This window comes from Kitasatospora sp. NPDC058965 (assembly GCF_042741245.1).
In the GTDB taxonomy this organism is placed as follows: domain Bacteria; phylum Actinomycetota; class Actinomycetes; order Streptomycetales; family Streptomycetaceae; genus Kitasatospora.
In genome coordinates, this window is sequence record NZ_JBHYKG010000270.1 from 1 (window position 1) to 11,990 (window position 11,990).

At 73.5% G+C, this 11,990-nt stretch carries 10 protein-coding genes and 1 pseudogene; 7 read left to right on the forward strand and 4 right to left on the reverse strand.

Annotated features, from left to right (window positions below):
* The first annotated feature begins 105 nt into the window (after positions 1-105).
* Both ACFW1A_RS31455 and ACFW1A_RS31460 read left to right on the forward strand, forming a co-directional pair.
* Complete coding sequence (locus ACFW1A_RS31455) at positions 106-573, forward strand: ester cyclase (RefSeq protein WP_380414836.1); 468 nt, start codon at positions 106-108, stop codon at positions 571-573.
* 10 nt (positions 574-583) lie between these two features.
* Positions 584-1,642, forward strand: a complete 1,059-nt coding sequence (locus tag ACFW1A_RS31460) for a LuxR C-terminal-related transcriptional regulator (protein WP_380414838.1) — start codon at positions 584-586, stop codon at positions 1,640-1,642.
* Between the two features lie 81 nt (positions 1,643-1,723).
* On the opposite strand, the gene ACFW1A_RS31465 is transcribed toward ACFW1A_RS31460, so the two are convergent.
* A complete protein-coding gene (locus ACFW1A_RS31465) occupies positions 1,724-3,637 on the reverse strand; it encodes an FHA domain-containing protein (protein ID WP_380414840.1) in 1,914 nt (637 codons plus the stop codon).
* Between the two features lie 517 nt (positions 3,638-4,154).
* On the opposite strand from ACFW1A_RS31465, the gene ACFW1A_RS31470 reads away from it, so the two are divergent.
* Together ACFW1A_RS31470 and ACFW1A_RS31475 are read left to right on the forward strand one after the other, a co-directional pair.
* Positions 4,155-5,873 carry a sodium:solute symporter family protein gene (locus ACFW1A_RS31470; RefSeq protein WP_380414842.1) on the forward strand — a complete coding sequence of 573 codons (1,719 nt, stop codon included), beginning with the start codon at positions 4,155-4,157 and terminating at the stop codon, positions 5,871-5,873.
* 13 nt (positions 5,874-5,886) lie between these two features.
* Positions 5,887-6,114, forward strand: a complete 228-nt coding sequence (locus tag ACFW1A_RS31475; RefSeq protein ID WP_380414844.1) for a hypothetical protein — start codon at positions 5,887-5,889, stop codon at positions 6,112-6,114.
* 17 nt (positions 6,115-6,131) lie between these two features.
* Here the strand turns inward: ACFW1A_RS31475 and ACFW1A_RS31480 are convergent, their stop codons facing one another.
* On the reverse strand, positions 6,132-6,479 hold the full coding sequence (locus ACFW1A_RS31480) for an ArsR/SmtB family transcription factor (protein WP_380414846.1): 348 nt from the start codon (positions 6,477-6,479) through the stop codon (positions 6,132-6,134).
* A 75-nt stretch (positions 6,480-6,554) separates the two neighbouring features.
* Between ACFW1A_RS31480 and ACFW1A_RS31485 the strand changes: the two genes are divergently transcribed.
* Entirely contained in the window at positions 6,555-6,935 is a 381-nt protein-coding gene (locus ACFW1A_RS31485; RefSeq protein ID WP_380414848.1) for a tautomerase family protein, read from the forward strand.
* Here ACFW1A_RS31485 and ACFW1A_RS31490 read toward each other — a convergent pair.
* Entirely contained in the window at positions 6,928-8,349 is a 1,422-nt protein-coding gene (locus ACFW1A_RS31490) for a PLP-dependent aminotransferase family protein (RefSeq protein WP_380414851.1), read from the reverse strand. The two genes, ACFW1A_RS31485 and ACFW1A_RS31490, sit on opposite strands and share 8 nt — an antisense overlap.
* Positions 8,350-8,383: 34 nt before the next feature.
* On the opposite strand from ACFW1A_RS31490, the gene ACFW1A_RS31495 reads away from it, so the two are divergent.
* Entirely contained in the window at positions 8,384-9,280 is an 897-nt protein-coding gene (locus tag ACFW1A_RS31495; protein ID WP_380414855.1) for a DMT family transporter, read from the forward strand.
* 64 nt (positions 9,281-9,344) lie between these two features.
* On the opposite strand, the gene ACFW1A_RS31500 is transcribed toward ACFW1A_RS31495, so the two are convergent.
* Positions 9,345-10,391 (reverse strand): TIGR03617 family F420-dependent LLM class oxidoreductase, encoded by a 1,047-nt coding sequence (locus ACFW1A_RS31500; RefSeq protein ID WP_380414857.1) that lies wholly within the window; start codon positions 10,389-10,391, stop codon positions 9,345-9,347.
* Positions 10,392-10,786: 395 nt separating this feature from the next.
* Between ACFW1A_RS31500 and ACFW1A_RS31505 the strand changes: the two are divergent.
* Positions 10,787-11,990: pseudogene (locus ACFW1A_RS31505) on the forward strand (hypothetical protein); the annotation flags it as partial.

An 11,990-nucleotide genomic window follows, 5' to 3' on the forward strand; every position in this document is an offset into this window, starting at 1 on the left:
GGCGGTCGGGCGGTCGGGGTCAACGGGCCGCCTCCGGACACTCCTCCGTGCGTACCCCAGATTCCTGGGGTTCCGGCCGGGAGCCGGTCCGCCGAGGCTGGTCCCATGGACACCATCGAACAGAACAAGCAGACAGTGACCGGATTCATCGACGCACTGTTCACCCGGGGTGACCTGTCGGCCGTCGACACCTACCTCGCGGAGGACTTCGTCAACCACGACCCTCGCGTCGGCCTGGGACCCGACCGGGAAGGCATGCGCGCGGCCGGAGCCCTGTTCCGGCAGGCGTGCCCCGACTGGCACTCCGACCTGGGACTCCTGGTCGGCGAAGGCGACCTGGTGGCCGAACTCTTCACCGCCTCCGGCACCCAGCAGGGTGAGCTGATGGGCGTCGCGGGCGACGGCCGGCCGCTCGTGCTCGACGGCATCAACATCTTCCGGGTACGGGACGGCCGGATCACCGAGCGCTGGGGGCGGCTGGACGAGCTGGGCCTGCTGCGCAGCCTCGGCCTCGTCCCGGCGCAGGCGCAGGAACCTGCACCGGCACCGGCACGCTCCCGCGCATCGGCGTAGCGTGAAAGCCATGGCCAGCGGTCTGCGGGAGCGCCACGTCGAGCGGCTGATCGACAGCTGCTACGCGGACCTGGACCGGTCCGCGCTCGGCGCGCAGCTGGTGCGCCGGCTCCCGGGCATCCTGCCCGTCGAAGCCGTGTTCTTCGCCTCCGTCGACCCGGCGACCCTGCTGTTCACCTCGGCACTCGCCCAGGAGCCGTTGAGCGGCGCCGCACCGCTCTTCCTGGCGAACGAGTTCGGCCGGGACGACGTCAACAAGTTCGCCGATCTCGCCCGCGGACCGCAGGTGGTGACGACGCTGGACCGGGCGACGGGCGGGCAGCGGTCCGCCAGCGCCCGGTCCCGCGAGATCATGGCGGGCCTTGGGCTCGGCGACGAGCTCCGGGCCGCCCTGGTCACGGGGCACGAGTGCTGGGGCGTCCTGTGCCTGCACCGGGCGGACGCCGACGCCGGGTTCTCCGAGGCCGACCTCGCCGTGATCCGGAAGATCACCCCGCATCTGGCCGAGGCCCTGCGGCGCTGTGTCGTCCACGAGTCGCTGACCCGTGACGGCCCCCGGGCCGCGGGCTCCCCCGGTGTCGTCGTGCTGGACGCCGACCTGTCCGTGGTGTCGATCAGCCAGGACGCCGAGCGCTGGCTCGCCCGGCTCGACGGTCCCGAGGTCGCCGGCCTGCCCATGTCCGTCTACGCGGTGGCCGCCCGGCCGGAGCAGACCGGTGACCCGTCGCAGCGGCCCGGCGGCGTCAGGCTGCGCACCGCCGACGGGCAGTGGTTGGCGCTGCACGCCACCCGCCTCCGGGGCCGTGCGGGCGACCAGGTCGCCGTGGTCGTCGAGCCGGCGCCCGCCGCCCGGCTCGGCTCCCTCCTCCTGGCCGCCCACGGACTCACCCCGGCGCAGCACCGGGTTGCCGCCCTGGTGCTCCAGGGCCTCTCCACCCGGGAGATCGTGGCCCGGCTCCACGTGTCCGCGTACACCGTCCAGGAGCACCTGACAGCCGTCTTCTCCCGCTTCGGGGTGCGCAGTCGCCGGGAACTCATCACCGCGATCCTCTCCCCGAAGGACCTTTGAGAGGGCCGGAGTTGACCACCCCCCGGACTCCCGGCACCCCTCGCCCCCGCCCCCGCCCCCGCCCCCGCCCCCGCCCCCGGGTCAGTCCGACACCACCGCGTCCTGCCCGTGGCGCCGGGGCGATCTCGCGGCGGGGAGGGACGGCCTGCGCTGCTGGTAGAAGATGTCGATGTCGACCTCCTCGCCACCGACCATCAGGGTGTCCCAGGCCCCGCTCGCGACCAGGGTGCGCAGGGTCTCCGGCTTCAGCCGCCCCAGGTGGTGGCGCAGCGTCGCGTCGTCGGGCAGGCCAGGCATCCGGGCGGCCAGGCGGGCGCGGATGCCGCGCAGTTGGGCCATGAACAGGTCGATGTCCGCCGCCCCCGCCGTACCCCGCGGTCCCGGGTCCTGCGGGGCGTCCTGGTCGATGCTGCGCGCGATCGTGTCCTTGATCGCGCAGCTGACGCCGTGCTGGTCGGTGGTCACCATGGCGTTCCAGGCGCGGCTCTTGTGCCGGTACTGGAGCATCGACATCGCCGCCTCGTGGCGCACGAAGTCCGCGTCGCGCAGCGGTCGGCCCTGCCAGTTGCCGCTGAGCGAGCGGGCCAGCGAAATGGCCGACGCCAAACCGCTGTTGAGCCCGCGGCCCGGCCAGAAGTGGATCGCGTTGGCGGCGTCCCCGAGCAGGAAGCCGAAGGTGCCCGGGTCGGTGGCGGTCGGCGGGCGCAGCCGGGCGGTGAACCGGGGCCGCTGGACCATGTCCAACCGGAACCCGGTGACCGCGCTCAGGTTCTCCTCGCTGACGCCGAACAGGACCAGGCCCTCCAGCACCCGCTTCCACAGCGCCGATCCCCGGACCAGTGCGGGCAGGAACAGCGTGCCGTGGGTCGCGCAGCGGAAGTCGCCCTCCTCGTTGCGCCCCATCAGGCACGGCCGCGAGGCGACGCACTCCTCGAACACGTGCCGGACGGGGTCGACCCCGATCACCTCCCGGGCCTCGGCGTCGGTCAGGCGCATGTTCAGGAAGCCCTCCCCGCGCAGGGAGTTGAGCAGGAACCGGTTCTGGGCCACGGTCAGCAGGACGGACATCGGGTCCGGCAGGTCGGACTTCACCCGCAGGCCCAGCACCACGTCCTGGAGGTGCTGTCCGTTCAGCGAGTAGATCGAGGTGTCCGGGGTGCCGAACTTGTCGGTGTAGTGGTCGCGGGTGCGCGACCGCCCGCCCTCGCAGATGGCGAGGACGTGGTCCCCGGCCGCCTCCGCGGGCTGCTCGGTCGGGTCGAAGGCGGCGGGGACCAGTCGGATGGCGCCGGACTTCTCGTTGGCCAACTCCAGCAGCACGTCCTCGATGTGGGCGATCCGGATGTTCCGCGGGCCGTGGCCCCGGATGGAGTCCGGTCCGGTCGGCCACATCTCGGAGTAGGCGTCGGCCGCGAACATCCGCGCCTGCATCTCCTCGGAGAGGTTCAGGTACTGCCGGCTCTGGACCGTCACGACCTGCTGGCGCCGGACGTTGCCCTGGCTCTCGTCCTTCCAGACCACGCGCGGGCCGTCCTGGATCCAGCGGCCGTCGTGGATCGTGACGGCCACCCGCCGGCCCATGAAGTGTTCGAGCAGCAGGGCGAAGCTCAGCCCCACCGGACCGCCGCCCGAGACGGTGACGTGCAGCACCGGGCCCGGTTCGAGGGCCAGCGGCAGGGTGAGGTCGACGACCGTCTCGGTCGCCTCGGTGACCTCGAAGCCGAACACCTCGCCACCGATGGTGATGAGGTCGCCGGAGGCGAGGACGTGGGACGTCACCCGCTTCCCGTTGACCGCCGTGCCGTTCCGGCTGCCCCGGTCGTACAGGACGAACTTGCCCGCCTCCCGGCGGAGTTCCGCGTGCAGGCGCGAGGCGCTGCTGCTGGCGATCACCACGCTGCAGTCACCGCTGCGGCCGAAGGTGACCGGCGTGCTGCCGACGGGGAACCGGCGCCCGGCCAACGGCCCCTCGCGTCCGACGATCGCCACTGGCATGGCCACTCCGTTCGGTTGGTCTGTCGGGTACTCGCCCGGGGGCAGGAACGCCCGGGGCGGTGAACACGTCGGAGGTGGGTGCTGATCGGCTTCGGCCCGCTCCGCCCCTGCGGTCCGCAGGGCGGGGCCCGGTCGCGCGCACCGGGCGCGCTCTTCGCTTCGTCGACGCGGGCGGTCACGGGTCGGCAGTCCGGCACGGACGGCGACGGCCCCCCGCCCGTCACCCTGTGCACTGGTAGGTCAACTCCAGGTTGTCGCCGTCGGCAGTCCGGCGCAAGGTCGCGGCGGCGAACGTTGCAGACCAGTTGCACTGCGGTCGCACGCCCGCAGCCGCACGCGCGCACCCGGCGCGGCCGCTCGCCCGTACCCCGGCGCCGCTCCGGGCGGCCTGATGCCGCGTCACTCGGCCGACCGGCCCAGCGCCACGCCGCCCACCGGGTGAGCGCGCGCGGCAGCGGGGCGGCGCGGCGGTAGAACGGGGGTCTCCGCGACCGGCTCTGCGAGGGGTGGGCGTCCCATGTCCGTACCGGCGGGCGGTCCTGCCGCCGTGCTCGCGACAGGCGCGCTGCGCCTGGACGCCGAGCCGATCGACTACGCCCTGCTGGGCGTCTACTTCGTCATGGTGCTCGGGATCGGCGCGCTGGCCCGCCGCTCGGTCGCCTCCAGCACCGACTTCTTCCTGTCCGGGCGCGCGCTGCCCGCCTGGGTGACCGGCCTGGCCTTCATCTCGGCCAACCTGGGCGCCGTGGAGATCTTCGGGATGACCGCCAACGGTGCGCAGTTCGGCATCCCGACGGTGCACTACTACTGGATCGGCGCGATCCCGGCGATGGTCTTCCTCGGCCTGGTGATGATGCCGTTCTACTACGGGTCCCGGGTGCGCAGCGTGCCGGAGTTCCTGCTGCGCCGGTTCGGCCCGTTCGCCCACCTGGTCAACGGCCTGAGCTTCGCCCTGGCCCAGGTACTGATCGCCGGGGTCAACCTCTACGCGCTGGCCACCGTGGTCAACCTGCTGCTGGGGTGGCCGCTCTGGGTCTCCATCATCGCGGCCTCGGCGATCGTGCTGGCCTACACCACGCTGGGCGGACTGTCGGCGGCGGTCTACAACGAGGTGATGCAGTTCTTCGTGATCATCGCGATGCTGATCCCGCTCACCCTGGTCGGCCTGCACAAGGTCGGCGGCTGGGACGGGCTGACCGCACGGATCCGGGCGCTGAACCCCGACGCGGAGGCGCAGTTGCACGCCTGGCCCGGCAGCAACCTGACCGGCATCGAGAACGCGACCCTCTCGGTGCTCGGCATCGTCTTCGGGCTCGGCTTCGTGCTCTCCTTCGGGTACTGGACCACCAACTTCGCCGAGGTGCAGCGCGCCCTGGCCGCCCGCAACATGTCCGCCGCCCGCCGCACCCCGCTGATCGGCGCCTACCCGAAGGCCCTGATCGCGCTGGTGATCGTGATCCCCGGCATGCTGGCCGCGGTGCTCTCCCCCGAGCTGGCCGCCTACAAGGCGGGCGACCACACGGCGGCGAACGGGGTGACCTACAACAACGCGATCGAGCTGCTGATCCGCGACCTGCTGCCGTCCGGCATGCTCGGCGTGGCGATCACCGGTCTGCTGGCCGCCTTCATGGCCGGGATGGCGGCCAACGTCAGCTCCTTCAACACCGTCTTCACCTACGACCTCTGGCAGGCGTACGTGGTGAAGGACCGGTCGGACGACTACTACCTGCGGGTCGGGCGGCTGGTCTCGGTGCTGGGCTGCGCGGTGGCGATCGGCACCGCCTTCATCGCCAGTGGCTACAACAACATCATGGACTACCTCCAGACGCTCTTCTCCTTCTTCAACGCCCCGCTCTTCGCCACCTTCCTGCTGGGCATGTTCTGGAAGCGGACCACCCCGCTGGCCGGCGGGCTCGGCCTGATCAGCGGTACGGCGGCCGCGGTGACGATCGACCAGCTGGTCCGCCACCACGTGCTGCACCTGTCGGGGCAGGGCCCGAGCTTCGTCGCCGCCAGCGCCGCGTTCGTGGTGGACATCACGGTGAGCGTGGCCGTCTCGCTGCGCGGCGTGCCGAAGCCGGACGCCCAACTGGTCGGCCTGGTCTGGAGCCTGACCCCGCGCGACCACCACGCGCAGGCGGCCGACCCGGGCGACCGCGGCTGGTACCGCAGCCCGGTCCTGCTCGGCGTCGGCGCACTGGTGCTGGCGACCGTCCTCAACATCGTCTTCTGGTGAGGAGACCGCACCCGTGCACCGTGCCCTGTTCGACCTGCGCCACCTGCTGGCCCTGCTGTTCGCCGTCTACGGCACCGTCCTGACCGTGCTCGGCGCGGCCTTCACCACCTCGGCCGACCGGGCCAAGGCCGCCGGCTGGAACATCAACCTGTGGAGCGGCATCGCCATGCTGGCCCTCGCCGCCGCCTTCGCCACCTGGGCCCTGCTGCGCCCGCTGCACCGGGAGGCGACGACTCCGTAGCAGGGCGGGCCCGTTGTCTACCGGTCGGCCCGCCGCGCCTCCCGAACCACCCGCGCCTCCCGCACCACCAGGGCGAGCAGTCCCGGGAACCGGGCCTCCAGGTCCTCGGTGCGCAGCGAGTTCAGGCGCCGCGTCCCCTCGTCGCGCTGGCGGATCACGCCGGCCTCGCGCAGGGTGCGGAAGTGCCAGCTCTGGGTGGACTTGCCGACCGGCAGGGCGAAGGAACTGCACGGCCGTTCGCCGCCCGCGGCCAGTTCCGCGACGACGGACAGCCGCAGCGGGTCGCTCAGGGCGGCGAGCACCTCGGTGAGGACCAGGTCCTCCCGTGCGGGGTGGATGAGTTGACCGGACGTTCGACGTGCCACCGGCCCAGTGAACCATGTTCGAGGAATCACGAACAGTGCTATGTTCGACGAAACGCGAACATAAGGAGCCTCGCCATGCCCCTCGTCCGGATCGACGCCAGCACCGACCGCTCCCCCGCCACCCTGCGCGCCGTCGCCGACGGCGTGCACCGCGCCCTCGTCGAGGCCATCGGGATCCCCGCGGACGACCGCTTCCAGGTGCTCACCACCCACCCCGCCGCGGAGCTGATCTTCGATCAGCAGTACCTGGGCATCGACCGCCAGGACGTGGTGTGCGTCCAGATCACCCTGGTCCGCGGCCGCACCGAGCAGCAGAAGCGGGAGCTGTACCGCCTGATCGCCGCCCATCTGGAGGCCGGCGCCGGCATCCGGCCGCAGGACGTGCTGGTGACCCTCACCGAGAACGACCGCGCCGACTGGTCGGTCGGCAACGGGCAGGCCCAGCTGCTCAGTTGAGCGCCCGCCCCAAGCGCGCGGCGCCCTCGGCCAGTTGCTCCGCGCTCTCGGCGTAGGCGTAGCTGAGCCGCAGGTGGGCGGCCGGGGGCTCGGCCGTGAAGTACGGCCCGCCGGGCGTCACGGCGACCCCGGCCCGCAGCGCGGCCGCCGCGAGCCCCTCCGCCGTCCACCCCGCCGGCACCCGCAGCCACAACTGGTACCCGCCGTAAGGGAGTCGCTCCGGCAGCACGTCGGCCCCCAGCCGCGCCGCCACCGCGGCGGCCAGCGCCGACCGCCGGTCCCGCAGGGCCGCCGCCAGCGTGCGCAGGTGCTGGCTCCAGGCGGGGGCGGCGACCAGTTCGAGCGCCGTCTCCTGCAGCGGCCGCGGCACGAAGAAGCTGTCCACCGCCTGCACCGCGCGCAGCCGGGCCAGCGCCGGGCCGCGCGCGGCCAGCGCGGCGACCCGCAGGTTGGGCGAGGTCGCCTTGGTCAGCGAGCGGATGTGCACCACCACCCCGTCGGCGTCGTCCGCGATCAGCGGCGCCGGCACCGCGGGCGCGTCCGCGTGCACCAGGCGGCGGGCGAAGTCGTCCTCCACCACGAACGCGCCGGCGGCCCGGGCGATCCGGAGCACCTCGGCCCGCCGGTCGCCGGCCAGCACCGCGCCGGTCGGGTTCTGGAACAGCGGCTGGCAGACGAAGAGCCGGGCGCCGCTGGCCGCGAAGGCCGCGGCCAGCAGGTCGGTGCGCACCCCGTCCTGGTCCATCGGCACCGGGACGGGGCGCAGCCCGGCCGCGCGGGCGACGGCGAGCAGGCCGGGGTAGGTCGGCGACTCCACCAGGACCGGCGCACCGGGCGGGGCCAGCGAGCGCAGCGCGGTGGTGAGCGCGCTCTGGCCGCCGGCGGCGATCAGCACCTCGGCGGCGGTGAGCGTGTCGGCGATGTCGCGGGCGAACCAGGCCCGCAGTTCGGGCAGGCCGTCCACCGGGGGCCGGCTCCACGCGCCGGGGCGGCGACCGGCCCGGGCCAGTGCGGCGGCCAGCGCGCGCTCGGGCTGGAGCGTGGGGTGCAGGTAGCCGCTGTTCAGGTCGACCACCTCGGGCGGGGCGAGGGTCAGCGCACCGAGCACGCCGGTGGCGTCGGCTGCCCGGGAGGGCGGCACGCCCGCCTCGGCGCTGAGCGCCACCTCCTGCCAGGAGGTGTCCCCGGCGGCGGGCGCCGGGCGCGCGTCGGCGGCGCGGAAGACCCCGGCCCCCGGGCGGGAGACCACCAGCCCCTCGGCGACCAGCACGGCGATCGCCCGCGACACGGTCACGGGGCTCACCTGGTACTGCTGCATCAGCGCCCGACTGGAGGCCAGCTTCTCTCCTGGCGAGTAGCGGCCGAGCTCCCCTCGCAGCAGTTGGGCCAACTCGGCGACGCTGGTGCGCTCCATGGTGCGGCCACCTTTCCCACTGCTACGCTTGTTTATGACGACACACGATAGCGCTATTTCCCTTCGCTCGATAGCGGTCGGCGGGCTCGGCGTGGCGGCCACCGCCGTGCTCCTCTTCTCGTTCAGCTTCCCGGCGACGGCCTGGGCCCTGGCGGGGTTCGGCCCGTGGACGGCCACCGGGCTGCGCGGTGTGCTCGCGGCCCTGGTGGCGGGGAGCTGCCTGGCCGTCAGCCGGGCGCCGCTGCCGCGCCGTCAGGACTGGCCCGGGATCGCCGTCGTCTCGCTCGGCTGCGTGGTGGGGTTCCCGCTGCTGACCACGCTGGCGCTGCGCGCCTCGTCCACGGCGCACTCCGCGGTGGTGATCGGGATGCTGCCGATGGCCACGGCGGTCTGGGCGGCGCTGCGCACCCGGTCCCGCCAGCCGCGGCTGTTCTGGGGTGCGGCGGGCGCGGGCGCGGCCGTGGTGCTGGCCTTCACCGTGCAGCAGAGCGCGGGGCGGCCGGGCCTCGCGGACGCCTACCTGTTCGCCGCCCTGCTGGTCTGCGCGGCCGGGTACGCGGAGGGCGGGCTGCTGGCCCGCCGGGGGATGCCCGGGTGGCAGGTGATCGGCTGGGCCGTTGTCGTGGCGCTGCCGGTCACCGCGCTGACCTGCGCGCTGGCGCTGCCGCGGGAGCCGGTGCACCTGACGGCGCACGCGCTCGCCGGGCTCGCCTACGTCGGCGGGGTCTCGCAGTTCGGCGGCTTCGTGCTCTGGTACCGGGGGATGGCCGCCATCGGGGTCCCCCGGGCCAGCCAGCTCCAGCTCGCCCAGCCACTGCTCACCCTCGCCTGGGCCGCCCTGCTGCTCGGCGAGCACCTCCCGGCGGCCGCCCCGGTCACCGCACTGCTGGTGATCGCCTGCATCGCCGTCACCCAGCGGGCCCGCGGCTAGGGTCCGCGGCCGGAGTCGGCCGGCAGCGGGAGCAGAACGGGATCAGCACAGGACCGGCGCGGGATCAGAGCGTGCGCAGCGCCGCCAGCACCGCCAGGTCGAGCTCCGGGTCCGCCCCCGCCGGCGAGTGGACCGAGACCCGGGTCGCCACCCCCGCGTACCGGCGGTGCACCTCCCGGGCCACCTCCGCCACCGACCCGGTGACGGCGAACACCGCCAGCACCTGATCGTCGATCAGTTCGCCCATCTCCTGCCACCGCCCGCGCAGCGACAGCCGGTGCAACTCCTCGTGCAGCGCCTCGAACCCGTGCGCCGCCAGCACCGGCAGGTAGGCCGGCGTCGAGGCGTAGAAGGCCAGCCGCTCGCGCAGTGCCACGGTGTTGGCGGCCAGTTCCTCCTCGGTGCGGCCGGCGGCGGTCAGCACGTTGCCGACGATCTCGAACGGCCGGGCCGTCCACTCCGCCCCCGCCGCCTCGGCCTCGGCCCGCGCCGCCCGGACCACCGGCAGCACCTGCTCGGCCAGGTACGCCACCGAGCTGAACGGGTGCACGATGAAGCCGTCCGCCACCGCCCCCGCCGTCCGGGTCATCAGCGGGCCCACCCCGGCCAGCAGGATCCGCGGCACCCCGGCCGCCACCGGGCCCGGGGCGAACACCGGGGTCATCACCGTGTGCGTGTAGAACTCGCCGCGGAACCGCAGCCGCTCGCCGGTCTGCCAGCTCGCCCAGATCGCCCGCACCGCGTGCACGTACTCGCGCATCCGGGCGGCCGGGCGGTCGAACGGCATCCCGAACCGCTTCTCGATGTGCGTCCGCACCTGCGAGCCCAGCCCGATGACGGCCCGTCCGCCGGAGGCCTCGTGCAGGCCCCAGGCCTCGTAGGCCAGCGTCATCGGGGTCCGGGCGAAGGCGATCGCGACACCGGTGGCCAGCTCGATCGCGCTGGTCCGGTCGGCGGCCCGGGCCAGCTGCAGGAACGGGTTGTGGGCCGTCTCGGACACCACCAGCCGGTCCATCCCGGCCCGCTCCGCCCGCTCCGCGGCGGCCAGGATCGTCCCCGGATCCGCGGCGGCGGTGACGTCGAGCGCGAGCGGGGCGGCGGGACGGTCCATGGCGGTGCTTCCTCCGGGGGCGGCGCGGCTGAGCCGCCATCGTCTCACCCGGCGCGGTCCGGCCGCGGTCCGACCGTGGCCCGCGTCGGCTTTGCGAGGCCTTGACCTGTTCCACGGGCAACCGGCCGATTCGAATCACAATGACCCCATTGGTCACAAGAACCATGTCAGGCCACGGGCTACTGGCAACTCCTCCCCATGACCCGCCCTTTGCATCCCTCATGTGATTCTCATACCGTTGGCCGGTGATCGCGCCGAACAGGTCGGCGCGGTGCGTGACGGCTCGTCAGGGCCGTCAATCTCATGGGGGTTTCACCGTGCAGGCAGGTTTGTCCTGGCTCACTGCTGCCCGCAACCGGAAACGAAGCAGGAGCGGGACGGTCGCACTGGCGACCGTGACCGCACTGGCCCTGCTCGTCCCGGTGGCGCAGGCACAGACCGTGGTGGGCGGATACCACTACAAGGGGAAGATCTGGGCGGCGGATCCGCTGCCCGCGCAGCCCAAGGTCGGGGGACACAACGCGGGCACCTCGCCGCCGGCGCCGGTGGTCCACGAGCCCGCGGGCACCCGGGCGCTGAAGCCGCATCAGGTGGCCGCGCCGGTGTGGCCGAAGGCGGGCACGCAGACCGCGCCGGTCGACGGCACGCTCGCGGCGGGCGTGAAGTTCGCGGCGACGGACGCGGCGCAGCCGGTGGCGGTGCCGTTCGCGCCGGCGTCGACGCCGACCTCGGTGCAGGTGAGGACCGTCGACCGGGCCACGGCGCAGGCGGCGGGCGTGGACGGCCTGATGGTGGGCGTGTCCCGCCAGGACGGCTCCGGCGCCACCGGCAAGGTGTCGGTGTCGCTGGACTACGGTGCGGTCGCGCAGGCGTACGGCGGCGGGTGGGCCTCGCGACTGCACCTGGTGCAGCTACCGGCCTGTGCGCAGACGACGCCCCAGCTGGCGCAGTGTCAGACGCAGACCCCGCTGGCGACGACCAACGACCCGGTGACGCACCAGCTGACCGCCGGCGTGGCGCTACCGGCGTCGGGTGGTTCTGCGGCGCCGCGGGCGATGAGCATGATGGCCGCGCCGATGGCGGCCGCCGCATCGAGCACCACGGTGGCCGCCGTGGCCGGTACGGACGGCTCCCAGGGCGACTACTCGGCCACCTCGCTCGCCGCCTCGGGCAACTGGTCGCAGACCGCCTCCGGCGCGTTCACCTACGCCTACCCGATCGAGCTGCCGCAGGCCCTCGGTGGTGCGGAGCCGTCGGTCTCCCTCTCCTACGACTCGCAGTCGGTGGACGGCGAGACCTCGGCCCGCAACTCGCAGTCCTCCTGGATCGGCGACGGCTGGAACTACAGCCCGGGCTTCATCGAGCGCCAGTACAAGTCCTGTGCCACGGACGGGATCGACAAGTCCGCCGACAAGTGCTGGACCGGCTCCAACGCCACCCTGCAGCTGGGCTCGCACAACGGCCAGCTGGTGCGCGACGGGAGCGGGACCTACCACCTGCTGGGCGACGACGGCACCAAGGTCGAGCTGCTGACGGGTGCGTCGAACGGCCTGTGGAACGGTGAGTACTTCAAGGTCACCACGACCGACGGGACCCAGT

Coding starts and splice junctions, on each gene's coding strand:
- ACFW1A_RS31455 (WP_380414836.1), top strand. CDS start 106: ATGGACACCATCGAACAGAACAAGCAGACAGTGACCGGATTCATCGAC.
- ACFW1A_RS31460 (WP_380414838.1), top strand. CDS start 584: ATGGCCAGCGGTCTGCGGGAGCGCCACGTCGAGCGGCTGATCGACAGC.
- ACFW1A_RS31465 (WP_380414840.1), bottom strand. CDS start 3,637: ATGCCAGTGGCGATCGTCGGACGCGAGGGGCCGTTGGCCGGGCGCCGG.
- ACFW1A_RS31470 (WP_380414842.1), top strand. CDS start 4,155: ATGTCCGTACCGGCGGGCGGTCCTGCCGCCGTGCTCGCGACAGGCGCG.
- ACFW1A_RS31485 (WP_380414848.1), top strand. CDS start 6,555: ATGCCCCTCGTCCGGATCGACGCCAGCACCGACCGCTCCCCCGCCACC.
- ACFW1A_RS31490 (WP_380414851.1), bottom strand. CDS start 8,349: ATGGAGCGCACCAGCGTCGCCGAGTTGGCCCAACTGCTGCGAGGGGAG.
- ACFW1A_RS31495 (WP_380414855.1), top strand. CDS start 8,384: ATGACGACACACGATAGCGCTATTTCCCTTCGCTCGATAGCGGTCGGC.
- ACFW1A_RS31500 (WP_380414857.1), bottom strand. CDS start 10,391: ATGGACCGTCCCGCCGCCCCGCTCGCGCTCGACGTCACCGCCGCCGCG.